Origin of the sequence: Kocuria sp. LUK (assembly GCF_021012935.1) — a bacterium.
In the GTDB taxonomy this organism is placed as follows: Bacteria; Actinomycetota; Actinomycetes; order Actinomycetales; family Micrococcaceae; genus Kocuria; species Kocuria flava.
Window position 1 is genome coordinate 62,097 of the sequence record NZ_JAJMZI010000007.1, and the last position, 20,069, is coordinate 82,165.

At 74.0% G+C, this 20,069-nt stretch carries 19 protein-coding genes; 9 read left to right on the forward strand and 10 right to left on the reverse strand.

Annotated elements, in window-relative coordinates:
• Positions 1 to 2 precede the first annotated feature (2 nt).
• The 4 genes from purF to LQU92_RS12995 are packed head-to-tail and all read right to left on the reverse strand — an operon-like array spanning position 3 to position 3,582.
• Positions 3 to 1,772 carry an amidophosphoribosyltransferase gene (gene purF, locus LQU92_RS12980; protein ID WP_230781204.1) on the reverse strand — a complete coding sequence of 590 codons (1,770 nt, stop codon included), beginning with the start codon at positions 1,770 to 1,772 and terminating at the stop codon, positions 3 to 5.
• Between the two features lie 5 nt (positions 1,773 to 1,777).
• Complete coding sequence (locus tag LQU92_RS12985; protein ID WP_230781205.1) at positions 1,778 to 2,170, reverse strand: hypothetical protein; 393 nt, start codon at positions 2,168 to 2,170, stop codon at positions 1,778 to 1,780.
• 10 nt (positions 2,171 to 2,180) lie between these two features.
• The gene (locus LQU92_RS12990; protein WP_230781206.1) at positions 2,181 to 2,546 is read right to left on the reverse strand and encodes a sterol carrier family protein; all 366 of its coding nucleotides are present in this window, start codon (positions 2,544 to 2,546) and stop codon (positions 2,181 to 2,183) included.
• A 4-nt stretch (positions 2,547 to 2,550) separates the two neighbouring features.
• Positions 2,551 to 3,582 carry an asparaginase gene (locus LQU92_RS12995; protein ID WP_230781207.1) on the reverse strand — a complete coding sequence of 344 codons (1,032 nt, stop codon included), beginning with the start codon at positions 3,580 to 3,582 and terminating at the stop codon, positions 2,551 to 2,553.
• 115 nt (positions 3,583 to 3,697) lie between these two features.
• On the opposite strand from LQU92_RS12995, the gene purD reads away from it, so the two are divergent.
• Both purD and LQU92_RS13005 read left to right on the forward strand, forming a co-directional pair.
• Entirely contained in the window at positions 3,698 to 5,017 is a 1,320-nt protein-coding gene (gene purD, locus LQU92_RS13000; protein WP_101851797.1) for a phosphoribosylamine--glycine ligase, read from the forward strand.
• Entirely contained in the window at positions 5,014 to 5,991 is a 978-nt protein-coding gene (locus tag LQU92_RS13005; protein ID WP_230781208.1) for a phosphoribosylaminoimidazolesuccinocarboxamide synthase, read from the forward strand. The genes purD and LQU92_RS13005 overlap by 4 nt, the downstream gene beginning before the upstream one ends.
• A gap of 31 nt (positions 5,992 to 6,022) precedes the next feature.
• Here the strand turns inward: LQU92_RS13005 and LQU92_RS15350 are convergent, their stop codons facing one another.
• The 3 genes from LQU92_RS15350 to LQU92_RS13020 all read right to left on the reverse strand — a co-directional run bounded on the left by LQU92_RS15350 (position 6,023) and on the right by LQU92_RS13020 (position 7,861).
• The gene (locus tag LQU92_RS15350; protein ID WP_230781209.1) at positions 6,023 to 6,445 is read right to left on the reverse strand and encodes an MGMT family protein; all 423 of its coding nucleotides are present in this window, start codon (positions 6,443 to 6,445) and stop codon (positions 6,023 to 6,025) included.
• The gene (locus tag LQU92_RS15355) at positions 6,442 to 7,581 is read right to left on the reverse strand and encodes a sensor histidine kinase (RefSeq protein ID WP_230781210.1); all 1,140 of its coding nucleotides are present in this window, start codon (positions 7,579 to 7,581) and stop codon (positions 6,442 to 6,444) included. The genes LQU92_RS15350 and LQU92_RS15355 overlap by 4 nt, the downstream gene beginning before the upstream one ends.
• 124 nt (positions 7,582 to 7,705) lie before the next feature.
• On the reverse strand, positions 7,706 to 7,861 hold the full coding sequence (locus LQU92_RS13020; protein ID WP_230781211.1) for a hypothetical protein: 156 nt from the start codon (positions 7,859 to 7,861) through the stop codon (positions 7,706 to 7,708).
• A gap of 246 nt (positions 7,862 to 8,107) precedes the next feature.
• Here LQU92_RS13020 and LQU92_RS13025 point away from each other — a divergent pair, with 246 nt between their 5' ends.
• The gene (locus LQU92_RS13025; RefSeq protein WP_261766167.1) at positions 8,108 to 8,761 is read left to right on the forward strand and encodes a response regulator transcription factor; all 654 of its coding nucleotides are present in this window, start codon (positions 8,108 to 8,110) and stop codon (positions 8,759 to 8,761) included.
• 411 nt (positions 8,762 to 9,172) lie between these two features.
• On the opposite strand, the gene LQU92_RS13030 is transcribed toward LQU92_RS13025, so the two are convergent.
• Both LQU92_RS13030 and LQU92_RS13035 read right to left on the reverse strand, forming a co-directional pair.
• On the reverse strand, positions 9,173 to 9,970 hold the full coding sequence (locus LQU92_RS13030; RefSeq protein WP_230781212.1) for a FadR/GntR family transcriptional regulator: 798 nt from the start codon (positions 9,968 to 9,970) through the stop codon (positions 9,173 to 9,175).
• A 192-nt stretch (positions 9,971 to 10,162) separates the two neighbouring features.
• Positions 10,163 to 11,833, reverse strand: coding sequence for an L-lactate permease (locus tag LQU92_RS13035; protein WP_230781213.1), 1,671 nt, complete (start codon positions 11,831 to 11,833; stop codon positions 10,163 to 10,165).
• Positions 11,834 to 12,059: 226 nt separating this feature from the next.
• Here LQU92_RS13035 and LQU92_RS13040 point away from each other — a divergent pair, with 226 nt between their 5' ends.
• From LQU92_RS13040 to LQU92_RS13055, 4 genes are all read left to right on the forward strand, one after another.
• Positions 12,060 to 12,908 (forward strand): (Fe-S)-binding protein, encoded by an 849-nt coding sequence (locus LQU92_RS13040; RefSeq protein WP_230781214.1) that lies wholly within the window; start codon positions 12,060 to 12,062, stop codon positions 12,906 to 12,908.
• Complete coding sequence (locus LQU92_RS13045) at positions 12,905 to 14,548, forward strand: LutB/LldF family L-lactate oxidation iron-sulfur protein (protein WP_230781215.1); 1,644 nt, start codon at positions 12,905 to 12,907, stop codon at positions 14,546 to 14,548. Before LQU92_RS13040 ends, LQU92_RS13045 begins: the two co-directional genes overlap by 4 nt.
• Positions 14,545 to 15,198, forward strand: a complete 654-nt coding sequence (locus LQU92_RS13050; protein WP_230781216.1) for an LUD domain-containing protein — start codon at positions 14,545 to 14,547, stop codon at positions 15,196 to 15,198. The genes LQU92_RS13045 and LQU92_RS13050 overlap by 4 nt, the downstream gene beginning before the upstream one ends.
• 98 nt (positions 15,199 to 15,296) lie before the next feature.
• A complete protein-coding gene (locus LQU92_RS13055; RefSeq protein WP_230781217.1) occupies positions 15,297 to 16,496 on the forward strand; it encodes a glycosyl hydrolase in 1,200 nt (399 codons plus the stop codon).
• Between the two features lie 25 nt (positions 16,497 to 16,521).
• Here the strand turns inward: LQU92_RS13055 and LQU92_RS13060 are convergent, their stop codons facing one another.
• Positions 16,522 to 17,307 carry a VOC family protein gene (locus tag LQU92_RS13060; RefSeq protein WP_230781218.1) on the reverse strand — a complete coding sequence of 262 codons (786 nt, stop codon included), beginning with the start codon at positions 17,305 to 17,307 and terminating at the stop codon, positions 16,522 to 16,524.
• Positions 17,308 to 17,489: 182 nt separating this feature from the next.
• Here LQU92_RS13060 and LQU92_RS13065 point away from each other — a divergent pair, with 182 nt between their 5' ends.
• Both LQU92_RS13065 and LQU92_RS13070 read left to right on the forward strand, forming a co-directional pair.
• Entirely contained in the window at positions 17,490 to 18,704 is a 1,215-nt protein-coding gene (locus LQU92_RS13065) for a glycosyltransferase (RefSeq protein WP_230781219.1), read from the forward strand.
• A gap of 67 nt (positions 18,705 to 18,771) precedes the next feature.
• Positions 18,772 to 19,749, forward strand: a complete 978-nt coding sequence (locus LQU92_RS13070) for an NAD-dependent epimerase/dehydratase family protein (RefSeq protein ID WP_230781220.1) — start codon at positions 18,772 to 18,774, stop codon at positions 19,747 to 19,749.
• Positions 19,750 to 20,069: the final 320 nt, after the last annotated feature.

Here is a 20,069-nt window from a genome sequence, read left to right on the forward strand (position 1 = left end):
GGTCAGGCGTCCTTCGGGGTCTCGACGGCGGGATCGGTGGCGGGGGCGCGGGTGCCCGCGGCGGAGGGGTCCGTCGCGGCGCGGGCCGGCTCGCGGTCCTCGGGCAGCAGGACGTCCTCGAGGTCGGCGTCCGGGCCGGGGTCGCACCCGGTCGAGCCCTGGTGCACGCCCGGGTCGGCGTCGGAGATGCACGCGTCCTCGTGCACGCCGGGGGCCAGGCCCTCCGCGGCGGAGGGGTGGGTGTCGATCGACACGGCCGAGGCGTGCTCGGGCCGCCGCGGCGGGCGGGCCGGCCCGCCGGAGGCGCGGCGGCGGGACTCGACCACGTCCTTGCCGAGCTTGTCGGCGTCGGGCAGGCGGGTGGGGTAGGAGCCCGAGAAGCACGCGGTGCACAGCTCGCCGCGCTCCTGGCGGGTCGCGGCGACCATGCCCTCCTCGGAGATGTAGCCGAGGCTGTCGGCCCCCAGGGACGCCCGGATCTCCTCGACGCCCAGGCCGTTGGCGATCAGCTCCGCCCGGGACGCGAAGTCGATGCCGTAGAAGCACGGCCACTTGATGGGCGGGGACGAGATCCGCACGTGGATCTCCGCGGCCCCGGCCTCCCGGAGCATGCGGATCAGGGCCCGCTGGGTGTTGCCGCGCACGATCGAGTCGTCGATGACGACCAGCCGCTTGCCGGCCACGACCGAGCGCAGCGGGTTGAGCTTGAGCCGGATGCCGAGCTGGCGGATCGTGTCCGAGGGCTGGATGAAGGTCCGGCCCACGTAGGCGTTCTTCACGAGGCCGTTGCCGAAGGGGATCCCGGACTCCTCGGCGTAGCCGATCGCCGCGGGGGTGCCGGACTCGGGGGTCGGCATCACGAGGTCGGCCTCGACCACGTGCTCGCGGGCGAGCCGGCGGCCCATCTCGACCCGGGACTCGTAGACCGAGCGGCCGTTGATGGTCGTGTCCGGGCGGGCCAGGTAGACGTACTCGAACACGCACGCGGCCCGGCGGGTCTCGGCGAAGCGCTGGGTGCGCAGGCCGTTCTCGTCGATGGCCACGAACTCCCCGGGCTCGATCTCCCGCACCAGCGACGCCCCGACGATGTCCAGGGCGGCGGTCTCCGAGGCCACGACCCAGCCGCGGTCGAGCCGGCCCAGCACCAGCGGGCGGATGCCCTGCGGGTCGCGGGCGGCGTAGAGGGTGTGCTCGTCCATGAACGCCAGGCAGAAGGAGCCGACCAGCTGCGGCAGCAGGTGCATGGCCGCCTCCTCGAGGGAGCCGTGCGGGTGCTCGGCCAGCAGCGCGGTGACCAGCGCGGTGTCGGTCGTGTTGCCCTGGGCCATCTCGCCGCTGGAGGGGAAGCCGGACTTGTCCACGAGCTGGTCGAAGAGCTCCGCGGAGTTGGTCAGGTTGCCGTTGTGCGCGAGCGCCACGGTCCCGTGCGGGGTCGCCCCCAGGGTCGGCTGCGCGTTGGCCCACGAGGAGCCCCCGGTCGTGGAGTACCGGCAGTGGCCCACGGCCAGGTGGCCGGTGAGGGTGGTGAGCGTCGTCTCGTCGAAGACCTGGGAGACGAGGCCCATGTCCTTGTACACGGCGATGCGCTCGCCGTTGGAGGCGGCGATGCCGGCGGACTCCTGCCCGCGGTGCTGGAGGGCGTAGAGGCCGTAGTAGGCCAGCTTCGCGACGTCCTCGCCGGGGGCCCAGACGCCGAAGACGCCGCACGCGTCCTGGGGGCCCTTCTCGCCGGGGAGCAGGTCGTGGCTGAGGGTGCCGTCGGGTCGGACCACTCGGATCAGCCTTCTCTCGTGCTCGGGGGTCCGGCGGGGTTCTCCCCGGCCACGACCTCGGTGGTGACGGCCCGGGCGCGGGCCACGGAGATCCGGTCGAGGACCAGGGCCACGACCGCTCCGAGGGCCAGGCCGACGACGACGCCGACCGAGACCATGAACAGGACGACGGCGCCCTGCGTGTACTGCGCGCTGCCGGCGCCCAGCAGGCCCGCGGCCAGCCCGGCCGCCGCGCCCAGCAGGCCGCCGAGGACCACGAAGGCCCACACGTTGGGCGCCCGGCGCAGCAGCATGGGCTGGGTGCCGGACCCGGCGAGGGCGGGGGACGCGGCCTCCTGCCGGCGCCGGGACGTCCGCCGGGGCGGGCGCGGGGAGGAGGGCGAGGGGGCGGAGCTCATGGCGTCCAGGTTACCGGGGAAAGAGGGGCAGCACCTGCGCGAGGTCGGTGCGTGTGCCCGAGGCCACAACCCGCCCCGCGGCGACCGCCTCCGGCCAGGCCACGGTGCCGGTGACCAGGCCCAGCCAGGTGGCGGGGTCGGTCTCGACGACGTTGGGCGGGGTGCCGCGGGTGTGCCGGGGCCCGGCCACGCACTGGGCGACGCCGAAGGGCGGGACGCGCACCTCCACGCTGTTGCCCGGGGCGCGCTCGGCGAGCTCCTCGAGGGCGTGGCGCACGGCGGTGGCGAGCACCGGCCGGGGGGTCTCCTGCGGGGCGGCGCGCCAGGCGTCCAGGGCGCGGGCACCCTCGGCGGGGTCGATGCGGCGGCGGGCCACGGCCTCAGGCCTGCCCGAGGGCGGCGGCGCGCTCGGGGCCCAGCAGCTCCACCACGGGCTCGGCCAGCCGCAGCCGGCCCACGGGCTCGGACCCGCCCATGACCGGGCGCACGACCCGGTCGAGCACGGCCGCGGCGGCCGCGTCCGGGACGGCCCCGGCGTGGGCGAGCAGGCTCAGCCCGATCAGCGCGTTGGCGCGGGAGCCGCCGTCGAGGACCTTCAGGGCCACGGCCCACCCGTCCCGGGTGCCGAGCGCGAGCACGCCCTCGGCGCCGAGCTTGGCGACCACGTCCAGCTCCTCCATCACCACGGTGTTGTACTTCCCGCGGCCCTGGACGTACTCGGGGTAGTCGAGCATGCACTGGGCCACGGTCGCGGCGCGGGCGTCGGCGTCGAGGTTCCCGGCGGCCCGGCCCAGGGTCGAGTAGGCCCGGGCGAGGCCGGTCAGGGAGATCGCCGCCAGCGGCGCCCCGCACCCGTCCACGCCCACGTGGGCGACCGGCTCGCCGGCGAACTCGGCGACCGTCTCCAGGACGGTGCGCTGCAGCGGGTGCTCCGGGTCGAGGTAGTCGGCGGTGGGCCAGCCGTTCTCGGTGCACGCCCACAGGAACGCCGCGTGCTTGCCCGAGCAGTTCATGCAGATCCGCTGCCGGCCCCGCCCCTCGCGCACCAGCTCCGTGCGGGTGTCCTCGTCCTCGGGCCAGTCCGGCGGGCAGCGCAGCGCGTCCTCGTCCAGCCCGGCTGCGGCCAGGATCGAGCGCACCGCGGCGAGGTGCTCCGCGGCGCCGGTGTGGGAGGCCGCGGCGATGGCGACCTGCGCCCCGCGCAGCGGGACCCCGGCCTTCATGGCCGCGATCGCCTGGAACGGCTTGAGGGTGGAGCGCGGGAAGATCGGCGCCACGACGTCCCCGAGGGCCGCGACCGTGCGCCCGTCCGGGTCGAGGACGACGGCGGAGCCGCAGTGGCGGGACTCGACGAAGCCGCTGCGCTCGACCACGGCGAGGTCCACGGCGCGCTCGGAGGTGAAGGTCTGCATGGGCCCCAGTATGTCAGCCGGCCACCCCCGGACCGGGCCCGCCGCGGCCCGCCCGCGCGGGTGCGCGCGGGCGCTGATGTGCCAATCCCGCCCGCCGAGAACTAGCCTGGGGCACGTGAAGGTTCTCGTACTGGGCCCCGGCGGCCGCGAACACGCCATCATCCGCGCTCTGCTGGCCGACCCGGAGGTGGAGCAGGTGCACAGCGCGCCGGGCAACGCCGGGATCGCCGAGCTCGTCCCGGTCCACGCCGTGGACGCGAACGACCCGGCGGCGGCCACCGGGCTGGCGCGCGAGCTCGCGGTCGACCTCGTCGTCGTCGGCCCCGAGGCCCCGCTCGTGGCCGGGGTGGCCGACGCCCTGCGCGAGGCCGGCTTCGCCGTGTTCGGGCCCTCCCGCGAGGCCGCCCGCCTCGAGGGCTCCAAGGCCTTCGCCAAGGAGGTGATGGCCGCCGCGGGCGTGCCCACCGCGATGGCCCGCGTGGCCACCGACGCGGCCCAGGCCGCCGACGCCCTCGACGCCTTCGGCGCCCCCTACGTGGTCAAGGACGACGGGCTGGCCGCCGGCAAGGGCGTCGTGGTCACCGCGGACCGCGCCGCCGCCCTCGCCCACGCCGAGGCCTGCTTCGCCGCCGGCGGGTCCGTGGTGGTCGAGGAGTACCTCGACGGCCCCGAGGTCTCCCTGTTCGTGCTCACCGACGGCACCCGCGTGGTGCCGCTGAGCCCCGCCCAGGACTTCAAGCGCATCTTCGACGGCGACGAGGGCCCCAACACCGGCGGCATGGGCGCCTACACGCCGCTGCCCTGGCTGCCCGCGGGCTTCGTCGACGAGGTCCTCGAGCGCGTGGCCCGCCCCACCGTCGACGAGCTGCGCCGGCGCGGCACCCCGTTCGTGGGCGTGCTCTACTGCGGGCTCGCCATGACCTCCCGCGGGCTGCGCGTGATCGAGTTCAACGCCCGCTTCGGCGACCCCGAGACCCAGGCCGTCCTGGCCCGGCTGACCACCCCGCTGGGGCGGCTGCTGCTGGACGCCGCCACCGGCCGGCTCGACGAGGCCGAGCGGCTGCGCTGGCGCCCGGAGTCGGCGGTGACCGTCGTCGTCGCCGCGCAGGGCTACCCCGACGCCCCCCGCACGGGCGACCCCCTCGAGGGGCTCGCCGAGGCCGAGGCCCTCGAGGGCGTGCACGTGGTCCACGCCGGCACCGCCGTGGCCCCGGAGGGCGCCGAGCACGCCGGGGCGACCGTCTCGGCCGGCGGTCGGGTGCTCGCCGTCGTCGGCCTCGGCGCGGACCTCGACGCCGCCCGCGAGCGCGCCTACCGCGGGGTCGGGCTCGTGCGCCTGGCCGGCTCCCAGCACCGCACCGACATCGCGCTGCGGGCCGCCCGCGGCGAGGTCGCCGTCCCCACCGTCCCCGCGTCCCCCCAGGAGCAGGCATGACCGAGCAGAGCACCCGACGCCCGCCCGAGATCCCCGGGTGGACCCACGTCTACTCCGGCAAGGTCCGGGAGCTCTACGTGCCCGACGAGTCGAGCCTGCGCGCGACCGGGGTCGCGATCACCGACAACGCCGAGTACCGCGCCGGGTCCGTGCTCGTGCTCGCCACCGACCGGATCAGCGCCTTCGACGAGATCCTGCCGACCGAGATCCCCGACAAGGGCACGATCCTCACTCAGCTGTCCCTGTGGTGGTTCGAGCAGCTCGCCGCGGTGCCCAACCACGTGCTCAGCACGGACGTCCACGAGTCCGTGCGCGGGCGGGCCGTGATCTGCAAGAACCTCTCGATGTTCCCCGTCGAGTGCATCGCCCGCGGCTACCTCACCGGCTCCGGGCTGAAGGACTACCGGGAGTCCGGGGAGGTCTCCGGGCTGCGGCTGCCGCCGGGGCTCGTGGACGGCTCCCGGCTCGAGCCGCCGATCTTCACCCCCACCGGCAAGGCCGACGTCGGCGAGCACGACCTGCCGATCACCTTCCAGGAGATGGCGAACGTGGTCGGCCACGCCGTGGCGGACCGGTTGCGCGAGCTCACCCTGCAGATCTACACCGCGGCCGAGGAGATCGCCCGCGACCGCGGGATCATCGTGGCCGACACCAAGGTCGAGTTCGGCCTCGACTCCTACCGCGGGGCCATCACCCTCGGCGACGAGGTCCTCACCCCCGACTCCTCCCGGTTCTGGGACGCCGGGACCTGGGAGCCGGGACGGCCCCAGCCCTCCTTCGACAAGCAGTACGTGCGCGACTGGCTGCGCTCCGAGGCCTCCGGCTGGGACGGCACCGGCCCCGTGCCGCAGCTGCCCGAGGACGTGGTCGAGAGGACCCGCGCCCGCTACGTCGAGGCCTTCGAGCGGCTCACCGGCCGCACGTTCGACCCCGCGGGCGGGTTCTTCGAGGTCTCCGGGCCCGCGGAGTTCTGACCCGCACGGCGCCGCCGGCGGCTGCCGGGGCTCAGGTGTCGTCCGGGGCGTCGCGGTCCGGCCGGCCGGCGCCCGGGCCGTCGGCACCGGGGTCCCGCCCGGGCTCGGGCACTCCGTGCTCCAGCCCGGGCGCACCGTCCTCCGGGGTCCAGCGGGCGCGGGCCAGGTCCGCGCGCACGTCCTCGTCCCCGGAGCCCCGCACGGGCGTGCCCTCGTCCCGCCAGCGCTCGCGCGCCTCGGGGCGCAGGTGGGGCGGCAGGGTGCCCTGTGCGGTGACCACCCGCCACCAGGGCAGCTCGGCGCCGGTGGGGTTGCGGGCCATCAGCGTGCCCACGAGGCGGGCGGAACGGCACTCCGCGAGCTCGGCGACGTCCCCGTAGGTCAGCACGTGCCCGGCGGGGATCGCCGCGACGATCCGTGCGACCCGGAGGGCGAGCCCGCCCGGTGCCGTCACAGCGCGTCCTGCTCGTCCCCGGGCAGGACCACGTCCACGACCCACCGGCCGTCCTCCGGGCCGGCCTCGGCCCGGCCGCCGAGCAGCGAGACGCGCTCGGTGATCCCGCGCAGGCCCAGGCCCGAGGACAGCTCGCCGCCGCCCCGGGCCTTGGTGCCCGTGCGGGGGAGCGGGTTGGTGACGCGCAGGTGCAGCTCGTTGGCGGCGGCCGTGACCTCGATCCGGCAGTCGGCCCCGCGCGGGGCGTACTTGATGATGTTGGTGACCGCCTCCTGCAGGATCCGCGCCGCGGTGCCGCGGGCCGTGGTCGGCATCGCCTCGAGATCGCCCGTGATGACCACCTGCGGCGCGAAGCGCAGGTCCGTCAGGCTCGCCGCGAGCGAGGTGACCACGTGCTCGAGGCTGCCGATGGCCAGACCCGCGCCCGTGACGTCGCGGGGGTGCTCGCCGTCGTTCTCGTTGCGCAGCAGCCGCAGCAGCACCCGCAGCTCGTAGAGCGCCGAGCGCGCCGCGCCCTCGACCGTCTCGAGCACGCCGTGCAGCTCCTGGAGGTCCTCCGAGCGGCGCCGGCTCATCGTCTGCATCGTGATGAGGGTCAGCTCGTGGGCGACGACGTCGTGCAGGTCCCGGGCCAGTGCCTGGCGCTCGTCCTCCCGCAGCCGCTCGTTGAGGATCTCGAGGTCCCGGACCCGCTCCTCGCTGCGCTGGCGCTGCAGCCGGAAGTACCGCACGGCCCCGCCGACGAGGGAGGAGATGACGAGCACGTTGAGGATCGACCAGAACAGCGAGTCGTTGAACGGACCCTGGACGTTGCTCGCGACCAGCGCCCAGACCAGATAGGCCACCAGATGGACGACGACGAAGCGCTGGGTGGCCGTGGCCACGACGGCGATCGTCACGATGGCCACGGTGATGATGACGGTCCCGTAGTAGTCGACGAGAGCTGAGGTCACCAAGCAGGTCACCGAGGCGACCGACGCCCAGGTCGACCGCCACGCGACCAGCCCGATGACGGCATAGGACAGCACGGCGTCCAGAGCCCTCATGAGGTCGACCGTGATGTCGCCCGTGAAGTGGGTGATGACATACCGGAGCTGCTCGAGCAGGACGATGAGCGCGTAAACGACAAGCACCACGGCCAGCCACCGAGCGACGGGCTCGGCGTGGAAGAACGAGCTCTTCCGGGCTGTCCGTGGTGCTTGCACCGTGGGGGCGAGGAGGGAGGTCACCTCAACAGGTCTACCTCAGGTCCGCTGCGGATCAGCAGAAGACGGGCCACCACTTGCAGATGACGTAGCCGGGGGCCTTGGGAGCGCTGATGATCGGGCCGGCGTTCGCGGGGGCGACCGGCGCCACGATGAAGGACGCGGCCAGAGCGGCGGAGGCGAGAGCGGTGGTCAGCTTCTTCTTGTTCATGGGGGGCTCCTGTGGATCGGCAGTGCAGCACCGGATCGGGGGGAGCGGCGGGAACCGTCGGGGGAGAGTCGTTCCTGCCGCCAGGGGGGTGTGCTGCCCTGATGTCCACTACTTTGCCAACGCGAACTACCTTCATCCAGCCACCATTGTCCAGTGGTGGCGTGACTATTGTCGAAAGTTACCCCTTGCGCATGACCCTGCATGGAAAAGACACTGGACGGTGTGAGTGATTGCAGAGTCCTGGTCGTGGACGACCAACCCCTGATGCTGGAGGCCCTCAAGTCCTTCTTCTCCGCCGAGCCCGGGTTCGAGGTGATCGGCACGGCCTCGAACGGCAAGGAGGGGGTCGACCGCTGCGCGGCCCTGGATCCCGACGTGGTGCTGATGGACATGAAGATGCCCGTGATGGACGGCATCGAGGCCACGAGCCTCATCACCCGGCACAGCCCGCGCTCGAAGGTGCTGGCGCTGACCACCTTCTCCACCCTGGAGTTCGTGGTCCCCGCACTGCGCGCCGGCGCCGCCGGCTACCTGGTGAAGGACGCCCGGCCGGAGGAGATCATCACCGCTGTCCACCAGGTCATGGACAACGAGATCGCGCTCTCGCCGGCGATCGCCCGGGCGCTGGCCGACAACGTCATCTCGGTCCCGGACACCCAGTCGCGTCCCGCCGACGACAACCTGCGGTCCCTGCTGACCGACCGGGAGATGGAGACGGTCACCCTCCTGGCCCAGGGGCTGAGCAACCGGGAGATCGCCGCGCAGATGCACGTCTCCGAGGGGAGCGTGAAGGCCTACCTCGGGCGGGTCTGTGAGAAGTTCGGGGTCCGCGACCGGGTCCAGGCGCTGATCAAGGCCTACCAGAGCGGTCTCGTGGAGCCGCAGCTGCGCGACGTCTGAGGCGTTCCCGCCGGTCGCCGCCCCTGGACCTGCGTCCAGCGGAGGTGTAGACGAAAGTGCATTCAAACACATCGTGCACTGGGGCAGACTCGTCAGTGCGAGCAGAGAAAGAACGTCGGTGGATGGGTGAGAGACATCCGCCCGGCGCACGGCCCGAGTCCCCCCACGAACGGCCGTGCGCAGGACCGGATGGTCCACCGACCTGCTCACGGTAGGGGGCCGCCCCGGACCCGTCCCCCCGGTCCCGGAACGGCCGCGCAAGGCCTGGATCACCTTGCACCCCCTCGGCCCAGGGCCCCCTACCGTGCATCTGCCCGGCACGACCCCCCGCGTGCACCTCGTGGCGAGAACGGCGGCCCCACCGGATTCCGGTGGGGCCGCCGTCGTGCTGCCCGCGGCCGGGGCGCGGGGTCAGGAACCGCCGGAGGCGGAGCGCGTGCCGGCGCCCGGCCGAGCCCGCGCCCCGGGTGCGTCGTGCCCCAGCCGCTGCTGCTCCTCCTGCTCCACGCGCAGGCCGAAGAACCACGTGATGTGCTCCCGCAGGGCGGCCGCGGCGTCCTCGCCCCGGCGCTCCCGGAACGCCGCGAGGATGGCCTTGTGGTGCTCCTGGAGGGTGCGGCGCACGGCCGGCCAGTCGTCGAGGCCGGCGACCGTCTCCTGCACGTAGCCGATCATCGCCTGGCGCAGCGAGGCCATGATCGTGCCGACGACGACGTTGCCGGCGAGGGAGGCGAGCACCACGTGGAACTCGGCGTCGCGGGCGTGGAAGTCCTCGTCGGGCAGCCCGGGGTCGTCCATGGCCGCCACCAGCTCCGCGGCCCGCCCGAGCGCGGCGTCGCGCTCGGGCCCGTCGGGCACGGCGGTGGCCTCGTGGGCGGACTGGGTCTCGAGCAGCAGGCGGGTCTGCACCAGGTCGCGCACGGGCAGGGACCGGGTCGCCACGTGCATCCGCAGCGCCCAGGCGAGCGCGGCGGAGGGCTCGGAGATCACGATCGCCCCGGCGTTCGGGCCGGAGCCCGTCGAGGAGCGGACCAGGCCCATGGCGTCGAGGACGCGGATGGCCTCGCGGACCGAGGCCCGCGAGATGCCGAACTCCTCGGCGAGGGCCCGCTCGCCCGGCAGCTTGTCGCCCACGGCGATCTCCCCGGAGCGCAGGCGGTCCTCGAGCCAGTCGAGGACGACGGTGTAGGTGCGCGATGGCGCGGGCACGGGCTGCTCCTGGGGTCGGGGGTCAACGGTCCATTCTAGGAACCCCGCGGCCGCCCGTCCGCGAGGCGTCCGCGGGGTCTCCGCGGGATCCCGCGGTGGCGACGAGCCCCCACGCCGGATGCGCCGGGGACGTGGGGGCTCGTGCGGCCGAGGGGATCCCGCGGGGTGTGCGGGGGCGAGGGGGGCGGCGGGTCAGGAGGTCGGGAGCATCCAGGCCAGCACGTTGGACTGCAGGAACACCAGGGTGCACAGCAGCACGAGCAGGCCCACCGACCACCAGATCACCGAGCGGAAGATGGCGGACTCCTTGCCCTCCATGCCCACGGCCGTCGCGGCGATGGCCAGGGACTGCGGGGAGATCATCTTGCCGACCACGCCGCCGGAGGTGTTGGCGGCGGTCATCAGGTGCGGGTCCAGGCCCGTGCCCTCGGCGGCGGTCTTCTGCAGGTTGGAGAACAGCGCGTTGGCCGAGGTGTCCGAGCCGGTCACGGCGGTGCCGAGCCAGCCGAGAACGGGGGAGAAGAAGGCGAAGGCCGCGCCGAGGCCGGCGACCCAGGTGCCGATCGCGATGGTCTGGCCGGAGAAGTTCATGACGTAGGCCAGGGCGAGCACGCTCATGATGGTCAGCGCCGAGAAGCGCATCTTCCAGAAGGACCGCCCGATCTCCGCCACCGCGTTGCCGAGCGAGAGCTTGAAGCGGCCGTTGGCGGTGAACACGGAGTAGATCACGGCCACGAGCAGGCCGGTGATCAGCAGCAGCGTGCCGGGGCTGGAGAGCCACTGGAACTTGTAGACCGTGCTGGTGATCGGCTCGCCGGCGTCGTCGACGAGGCGCCCGTCGAGCCCGGGCCAGGGCACGGCGACGTCGGTGGCGGCCAGCGCGGCGGGGACGTCGGCGCCGAGGGTCCACAGCTTGGCGATGCCGAACACGGCCACGACGAGCACGTAGGGCAGCACGGCCATCCACACGCGCGCCGGGGTCAGCCCCTCGGGTGCGGGCGGCTTCTCGACGCCGAGGCGGGTGCGCACGCCCTCGGCGCCCTTGGGCCGCCAGAAGCGCAGCAGCACCACGGCCGAGGCCAGGCCCACGAGGGAGGCGACGACGTCGGTGAGCTCGTAGGAGAAGTACGTGGCGCACCACCACTGGGCGATCGCGAAGGAGCCGCCGATCACGAGGGCGGCCGGCCAGGCCTCCTTGAGCCCGCGGGCGCCGTCGATGATCAGCAGCAGGATGAAGGGCACCAGCAGCGCGAAGAACGGCGCCTGGTGGCCCACGACCGCGCCGATGCGGGCGGGGTCGAGGCCGGTGAGCACGCCGGCGGTGGTGATCGGGATGGCCACCGCGCCGAAGGCCACGGGGGCGGTGTTGGCGATGAGCACCACGGTCGCGGTCTTCAGGGGCTTCAGCCCCAGGGCCAGGATCATGGTCGCGGTGATCGCCACGGGGGCGCCGAAGCCGGCGAGGGCCTCGAGCAGGCCGCCGAAGCAGAAGGCGATGAGGATCGCCTGGATCCGCAGGTCCCCGCCGCCGATGGTGTCGAAGATCGTGCGCATGTCCTCGAAGCGGCCGCTGAGCACGGTCACCTGATAGAACCACAGCGCCATGACCACGATCCACACGATGGGGAAGAAGCCGAAGACCGCGCCCTGGGTCGCGGAGAGCACCGCCAGGCCCAGCGGCATGCCGAAGGCCAGGACGGCGACGACGACGGCCACCACGAGCGCGGTCGCGCCGGAGAGGTAGGCGCGGGCCTTCACGCCGAGGAGCATGACGAAGAAGGTGAGCAGGGGGACGGTGCCGACGAGGGCGGAGAGCGCGACGCTCCCGCCGACGGCGTCCGTCGTCGAGGTGAAGGTGGTCACTCGGACTCCCGGGGTTCGGGGTGGACAGGAGGGCGCGGTCCGTTATGGTCGGACCACAGTGGTCTGACCACGAAGAATACATGACCTGCATCACAGGGCAACTCCGTGCCGGTCCGTTGCGCCGCCTCCCGGAGGGGCGATTGTGGGGTGGATCTCACTGGTCTACTATGGTCAGACCACAGGGGCCGGTGCGCCCCGTCGTCGTCGTCCCGGACCCGGAGGTCGCATGAGAATCGCCCTGTTCGCCACGTGCATCGTGGACGCGATGTACCCCCGCGTGGCCCTGGCCACCGTGCGGGTGCTCGAGCGCCTGGGCCACGAGGTCGTCTTCCCGCCCGGCCAGGGGTGCTGCTCGCAGATGCACGTCAACAGCGGGTACCTGGCCGATGCCCTGCCCGTGGTGCGCAACCACGTGAAGGCCTTCACGGCCGCCGACTACGACGTCGCCGTGGCCCCCTCCGGGTCCTGCGTGGCCTCGCTGGGTCACCAGCAGCCGATGGTCGCCCGCGCCGGCGGGGACGAGGAGCTCGCGGCCGCCGCCGAGGCCGTCGCGGGGAACACCTACGAGCTCTCCCAGCTGCTCACCGACGTCCTGGGCGTCACCGACGCCGCGGCCCAGCTGGGCTCGTGGTTCCCGCACACGGTGACCTACCACCCCTCCTGCCACGGGATGCGCCTGCTGCGCCTGGGCGACCGGCAGAAGGACCTGGTGGCCTCGGTGGCCGGGGTCGAGCTCGTCGAGCTGCCCGACGCCGAGGAGTGCTGCGGGTTCGGCGGGACCTTCTCCTTCAAGAACCCGGACGTCTCCGCGGCGATGGCCGAGGAGAAGATCGGCAACATCGAGGCCACCGGCGCCGAGCTGTGCACCGGCGGGGACGCCTCCTGCCTGATGCATCTGGGCGGGGCCATGGCCCGGCGGGGCACCGGGGTGGGCACCGTCCACTTCGCCGAGATCCTCGCCTCCACCCGCCGCAACCCGCTGGAGGTCTCCGGGCCGGTGGAGCTGTCCATCCCGCGGCGGCCGGCGCGCCCGTCGTCGTTCGTCCCGACCCAGACCGCAGGAGGTCCCCGATGAGCCGCACCGCCCTGGGCATGCCCGCCGTGAGGCCCGTGCACGGGCACGGCCGGCTGCACACCGCCGTCCCGTTCCCCGAGGCCGCCGAGGCCGAGCTGGGCAACACGCAGATGCGGGCGAACATCCGCCACGCCACCCACACCATCCGCGGCAAGCGTGCCCGGGTCGTGGAGGAGCTGCCCGACTGGCAGGAGCTGCGCAGCGCCGGCTCGGCCATCAAGGAGCAGGTGATGGCGCACCTGCCCGAGCTGCTCGAGCAGTTCGAGGCCAACGTCACCGCCCGCGGCGGCACCGTGCACTGGGCCCGCGACGCCGAGGAGGCCAACCGGATCATCACCGGGCTCGTCCAGGCCACCGGCTCCACGGACGTCATCAAGATCAAGTCCATGGCCACCCAGGAGATCGCCCTCGACGACCACCTCGAGGCCCACGGGATCACCGCGACCGAGACCGATCTGGCGGAGCTGATCGTCCAGCTGGGCCACGACCGGCCCTCGCACATCCTCGTGCCGGCGATCCACAAGAACCGCCACGAGATCCGCGACATCTTCCTCGAGCAGATGCCCGAGACCGACGAGAGCCTCACGGCCGAGCCGCGCGACCTCGCCGAGGCGGCCCGCAAGCACCTGCGGGAGAAGTTCCTCTCGACCTCCGTGGCGATCTCCGGGGCGAACTTCGGGGTGGCCTCCACGGGGACGCTGACCGTGGTCGAGTCCGAGGGCAACGGGCGGATGTGCCTGACCCTGCCCGAGACCCTGATCACCGTGATGGGCATCGAGAAGATCGTGCCCACCTTCGAGGACCTCGAGGTGTTCCTGCAGCTGCTGCCGCGCTCCTCCACGGGGGAGCGGATGAACCCCTACACCTCGATGTGGACCGGGGTCACCCCCGGGGACGGGCCGCAGGACGTGCACGTGGTCCTGCTCGACAACGGCCGCTCCGCGGTGCTCTCCGACCCGAAGGGACGCTCGGCGCTGCACTGCATCCGCTGCTCGGCGTGCCTGAACGTCTGCCCGGTCTACGAGCAGACCGGCGGCCACGCCTACGGCTCGACCTACCCGGGACCCATCGGGGCGATCCTGTCCCCGCAGCTGACCGGCATCACCTCGGAGCAGAACGCCTCCCTGCCGTACGCGTCCTCGCTGTGCGGGGCCTGCTACGACGTGTGCCCGGTGAAGATCAACATCCCCGAGATCCTCGTCCACCTGCGCGACGAGGACGTGCGCACCCAGCGCGGGGAGCGCTCCGACGACGGCGCCGCCGCCGCGCCGGCCCGGACCCGGCGCACCCCCAAGGCGCCGTCCCAGATGGACCTCATGATGAAGGGCGCCTCCTTCGTCATGTCCTCGGGCCGGCGGATGGCGCTCGCCGAGAAGGGCCTGCCGCTGGGGCGGGTCGTCGCCGGGAAGGACCGGGCGATCTCCTGGCTGCCCGGGGTGGTGGGCGGCTGGACCGACGAGCGGGACATCCCCGCCCCGCCCAGGGAGTCCTTCCGCAACTGGTGGGCCGGCCACGCCGGCGAGACCGACCAGCGCCTGGCCGCCGACGGGGCGGCAGGCCCCGCGGACGTCCCGCACGACCGCCCCGGGGATGCCCAGCCCGTGGACGCCCCGCACGACCGCCCGGAGGAGGACCGATGAGCACCGCGCACACCGAGGCCAAGGCCGAGATCCTGGCCCGCATCCGCGGGGCCCTGCACGACGCCCCGGCGCCCGCCCCGGCGGCCCGCACCTACCGGAGGGCCTCCGAGCGGGCGGGTACGGAGGTCGTCGAGATGCTCGAGGACCGGCTGGTCGACTACAAGGCCGGGGTCCACCGCGAGACGCCCGAGTCCCTGCCCGGGCGGATCGCGGAGCTGCTCGGCGCCTCGGCCCGCTACGTGGTCCCCGCCGGGATCGACACGGCCTGGCTGCCCGAGGAGACCGCCGCCCGCCGGGCGATCGCCGACCCCAACGACGCCCGCAAGCCCTCCGCCCTGGGGGTGCGCGAGCTCAACGCGGTCGACGCCGTGGTCACCTCCTCCACCGTCTCGTGCGCCGAGACCGGCACGATCTTCCTCACCGGCCGCCCCGACGAGGGGCGGCGGGCGATCAGCCTCGTGCCCGACCACCACATCTGCGTCGTCCCGCTGGAGACGGTCGTCGAGCTGATCCCCGAGGCCCTGACCCGGATCGAGCCGACCGCGCCGGTCACGATGATCTCCGGTCCCTCGGCGACCTCGGACATCGAGCTCGAGCGCGTCGAGGGCGTCCACGGGCCGCGCCGGCTGGACGTGATCCTGCTCGGCTGAGCCCGGCCGGAGCCGCCCGTCCGCCGGTGCCGCCGGCGGACGGGCGACTCCACCCCGATGTCCATCACTTTGCATCGGCACGTGCCTACGCTGGCCGGGTGAAGGAATCCACGCTCGTCACGGTCGTGCTCGTCGGCGCCCTCGCCTTCGGCGGTGCGACCATCGCCGGTCAGCTCTCCACGCGCGCCGAGGAGCAGTCCCGTCCGGAGCCGCCGCCGGTGTGCACGGCGGCCGACCGCTCCGAATTGGTCCCGGAGACCGGAGCCCTGTACGGGGTGAACCTGGACTGGGAGGACCGCTCGCTGGGCGCCTACGCCGAGCGGCTGGGGCACAAGCCGACCGTGTCCGTCTCCTTCACCGGTTTCCCCTACGACGAGCAGGGCGCCGGCTACCTGCGCATGGCGGCCGACCAGGTCCGCGCCGACGGCCGGATCCTCCTGCTGACCCTCGAGCCCGAGGGCGGGCTGGCCGAGGTGACGGAGGAGGTCGCGCAGGAGCTGGCGGCCGACCTGGCGGAGGTCAACGCCTCCGGGGTGCCGGTCATCGTGCGCTTCGCCCACGAGATGAACGGCTCCTGGTACGCCTGGGGCCAGCAGCCCACCGCCTACGTGGAGGCCTACCGGAGGGTCGCGGACGCGGTCCACGAGCAGGCGCGGGGCTCGGCCATGATGTGGGCGCCCAACTACGGCGGCGGCTACCCCTTCTCCGGTGGGCAGTACGAGGCCGAGCCCGGCACGGCCGACTTCGCGGCCCTCGACACCGACGGCAACGGGGTGCTGACCATGGCCGACGACGCCTACGCCCCGTACTACCCGGGCGACGACGCCGTGGATTGGGTCGGGATGTCCCTGTACCACTGGGGCTCCGCCCACCCGTGGGGCGAGAACGAGCTGCCGGAGGACGGCAAGTTCCTGCAGCAGCTCACCGGCACCTACGCCGGGGCGGGCGGCGACGACCGCGCCGTGGCCGACTTCTACGCCGAGTACGGGCAGCGGCGGGGCAAGCCCGTGGCCGTCCCGGAGACCGCGGCCCTGTACAACCCGGCCGAGGGCGGCGCCGACGAGCTCGCGATCAAGCAGGCGTGGTGGCGGCAGGTCTTCGACCCGTCCATCCCGCAGGAGTACCCGCAGCTGAAGCTGATCAGCTGGTTCGAGTGGGACAAGCACGAGGTCGAGATCGACGGCCCCGTGGACTGGACCGTCACCACCGACCCCGCCGTGCGCAAGGCCTTCACCGCCGAGCTGCCCGACTGGCTGCGCTGGGGTCCCGAGGAGGCCTGCACCGCGCCCGGTTCCTGAGCCGGGCGCGGTGCAGGCCGGGATCTCACATCTCCTCCGACGGCGTCATGAGCACGAAGACCTCGCCGTCGGGACCGGTGGCCACCGCCATCCGCCCGTACTCGAAGTCCGAGGGCTCCGAGCTGACCGTGCCGCCGGCGGTGCGCACCCGCTCCGCGGCGGCGTCGACGTCCTCGACCTGGAAGGCCACGCCCCACCCGGGCTGGGTGTCCCCGGCGTTGGGATCCGGCCCGCCGATCCCGCCGGCCGGCCGGTCCCCGCCCGGGACGGTGAACAGGGCGTAGGGCATCGACTCGTCCCCGATGTCCTGGTAGGCGTAGCCGAAGAGCCGGCCGTAGAAGTCCCGGGCCGCCGCCGGGTCGGCGGTCATCAGGTCGCACCAGGCCACCGCGCCCGGCTCCTCGACCCGGGTGAAGCCGACGTGCTCGTCGGCCTGCCACAGCCCGAAGGCGGCCCCTGTGGGATCGGTGAGCATCGCCATGGACCCGAAGGGTCCGACCTCCATGGGCTCGTAGACCTGGGTCGCGCCGGCCTCGACGGCCTGCGCCGCGCGGGCGGCGATGTCGTTGGTCGCGAGGTAGACCGACCACACGTGCGGGGCGGACTCCATGCCCTCCATCGTGGGGGAGAGGCCCGCGACCATCTCCCCGCCGACCTGGGCGTTGCAGTAGCCGCCGTACTCGGGCTGGGACTCGGTGTAGTCCCAGCCGAGGACGTCGCGGTAGAAGGCCTGGGTCCGGCCCAGGTCGGAGGCCATCAGGTCCACCCAGCAGGGCGTGCCGGCGGGCCAGGGGTTCGAGTGCGTGGTCATGACGATCGTCCTCCGCAGTGCTGCTCACGTGTGGGATGGAAGTGCCGGGAGGCCGCGCCGGCCGGTGTGACCCCCGACACTCCTCATGCTAGGAAGCGCCCCGGACGCGCTAACGGCGGCGCCGTCACATCCCGGTACGGACGGTCCGGGCCGCGGCGGCGGGGGAGGAGCACACTGGGACCGTGCGACTGCTGCTGCTGACCTCGGGCACCCGCGGGGACGTCGAGCCCTTCGCGGCGCTGGCCCGCCGCGCGACCGCCGCCGGCCACGAGGTGCGCCTCGGCGTCCCCGAGAACCCGGGGGCGGACCTGTCCGGGCTCGACGCGGTCGGACTCGACGTCGACTTCCACCACCTGGTCGCCGAGCACGGCATCTCCCCGTGGACGGCCGTGCGGCACTTCCGCCGCGAGGTGCGCCCGGGCATGCGGCGGATGCTGGCCGCCGCGGTGCGCGAGACCCTCGCCTTCCGGCCCGACGCGGTGGTCCACCACGCCAAGGTCCTCACCGCCCCCGCCGCGGCCCGGGCCCTCGGGGTGCCGCACGTGCTCGTCGAGGCGGTGCCGGTGCTCACCCCGACCCGCGAGTTCCCCGCGCCCGGCGTGGTGCACCGGGACCTCGGGCCCCTCAACCGGTCCACCTACGCCGTGGGCCGTGGCGCCACCCGGATGTTCCGCCGTGATCTCCTCCGCGCGTGCGCCCCGCTGCCGGGCGGGAACGCCGACGCCGTGACTGCGGCCCTGGCACCCCCGACCGCCACGCTCGTGGCCGCGAGCCCCCAACTGCTGGACCGGCCCGCCGACTGGCCGGCGAGCGTCCACCTCACCGGCGCCTGGCACCACTCCTCGCCCGGCGCCGTGCTGGAGCCCGCCGTCGAGGACTTCGCCCGGGGCGGGCCCTTCCTGCTGGCGACCTTCGGCTCGATGGCCGCCGGGGACCCGCTCGCCCGGGGACGCGCGGTGGTCGGGGCCGCCCGGGCCCACGGGCTGCGCACGCTGCTGCTCACCGGCTGGGGCGGGCTCGCCCTGCCCGAGGACTGCGCCGGCCCGGACGTGCTCGTGCGGGCCGGGGCGCCGCTGGACCTGGTGGCCCCGCACGCCGCGGCGGCCGTCCACCACGGCGGCGCCGGCACCGTGCACGCGGTGGCCCGGGCGGGCGTGCCCGCCGTCGTCGTCCCCTTCCTGGCCGACCAGCCGTTCTGGGGGCGGCGGGTCCACGCCCGGGGCCTCGGCCCCGCGCCGCTGCCGCGGCGCAGGCTGACGACGGCGGCGCTCACCGCCGCCGTCGGCGAGGCGCTCGGCTGCCGCCGCAGGGCCCAGGAGGTGGGGGAGCGGATCCGTCAGGAGGACGGGCTCGCCGCGGCGCTCGCGGTGCTGGAGGACCTGCCCGCGCACCCGTGACGGCCCGCCCGCTCCTCTGGGACACTGACCCACAGCAGGACCGGAGCGGAGCGCGGGAGGCGTGGGCATGCGGGTGCTGGTGCTGGGCGGGACGACCTTCATCGGCCGCCGGGTGGTCGAGCGGCTGCACGCGCGCGGGGACCGCGTGCTCGTCGTGCACCGCGGCGGGCACGAACCGCGCCCCTGGGCGCCGGTGGGCCACCTGCACACCGACCGGCGCGACCTCGCCCGCCACGCCGACCGGATCCGCGAGTTCGCGCCCACGGCCGTCGTGGACGCCTACGCCCTGACCCGCGCCGACGTGACCGCGGTGCTCGGCGCGCTCCCCGAGGTGCCCACCGTGGTGCTCTCCAGCCACGACGTCTACGAGGCCTACACCGGGCTGCGCACCGGCCGCTGCACCGCGGCGGTGCCGCTCGACGAGCAGGCCCCGCTGCGCGCCGAGCGCTACCCGTACCGCGGTGCCGGCCTGCCGGGGATCCCGGAGGACTACGAGAAGCTCGACGTCGAGGAGGCCTGGGCCGGGCGCGGAGCCGTGGTCCTGCGCCTGCCCATGGTCTACGGCCCGCAGGACGCGCAGCGCCGCGAGGACGTCGTGCTGCGGCGGATCCGCGCCGGGCGCACCCGCATGCCGATCGGCGCCGGGAACCTGCTGTGGTCGCGCGCCCACGTCGACGACGTCGCCACCGGCGTGCTCGCCGCCCTGGACACCCCCGCGGCGACCGGGACGACGCTCAACCTCGCCGAGCCGGCCGTCCGGCCGATCCGGGCGTGGTTCGAGCAGATCGTCGAGGCCGCCGGCGCATCCCTCGAGCTGGTCCGGGTGCCCGACGCGGCGCTGCCGCCCGAGCTCGCGCTCACCGGCGCCCCCGCCCAGCACCTGCTGTCCTCCGCGCACCGCGCGCAGGAGGTCCTCGGCTGGGTGCCCGGCGACCCGGCGGTCCGGGTGGCCGAGTCCGTCCGCTGGCACCTGGCGCATCCGCCGGAGACCGGCTGGACCGAGCAGGACACCGCCCTCGACGACGCCGCGCTCGCCGCTGCCTGAACCGCCGGCCAGAGCTTCCCCAGCCGGCCAGGGTCGGTGCGGCGTGGTCAGCCGCACCTCTCCGGCATGTCCGGAAAATGACCATGCTGCTGATTGCGCCGCTTTCCACCGTGGAATGACGGCATTCGGTATTTCGCAATTCATAATGGTGGTGAGTGATTCCCCGGTTTTTTCGGCAGGCATTCTCAGGACCTTTCCGAAATGCCGTCCGACGTGCCGGAATGCTTTCGGCCCCACTCTTTCGGCTAGTGTCGGTGCCGTTCGTCCCCCAGAAGTGGGGACGGCTCCGACCCCGGGCGCCCCCCGATGCGCCCCCGTCC

Excerpts from the sequence above, each read along its gene's own strand:
- LQU92_RS13060 (WP_230781218.1), bottom strand. The coding sequence starts at position 17,307 with ATGACCACGCACTCGAACCCCTGGCCCGCCGGCACGCCCTGCTGGGTG.
- LQU92_RS12985 (WP_230781205.1), bottom strand. The coding sequence starts at position 2,170 with ATGAGCTCCGCCCCCTCGCCCTCCTCCCCGCGCCCGCCCCGGCGGACG.
- LQU92_RS13040 (WP_230781214.1), top strand. The coding sequence starts at position 12,060 with ATGAGAATCGCCCTGTTCGCCACGTGCATCGTGGACGCGATGTACCCC.
- LQU92_RS13070 (WP_230781220.1), top strand. The coding sequence starts at position 18,772 with ATGCGGGTGCTGGTGCTGGGCGGGACGACCTTCATCGGCCGCCGGGTG.
- LQU92_RS12995 (WP_230781207.1), bottom strand. The coding sequence starts at position 3,582 with ATGCAGACCTTCACCTCCGAGCGCGCCGTGGACCTCGCCGTGGTCGAG.
- LQU92_RS13050 (WP_230781216.1), top strand. The coding sequence starts at position 14,545 with ATGAGCACCGCGCACACCGAGGCCAAGGCCGAGATCCTGGCCCGCATC.
- LQU92_RS13020 (WP_230781211.1), bottom strand. The coding sequence starts at position 7,861 with ATGAACAAGAAGAAGCTGACCACCGCTCTCGCCTCCGCCGCTCTGGCC.
- LQU92_RS13005 (WP_230781208.1), top strand. The coding sequence starts at position 5,014 with ATGACCGAGCAGAGCACCCGACGCCCGCCCGAGATCCCCGGGTGGACC.
- LQU92_RS13045 (WP_230781215.1), top strand. The coding sequence starts at position 12,905 with ATGAGCCGCACCGCCCTGGGCATGCCCGCCGTGAGGCCCGTGCACGGG.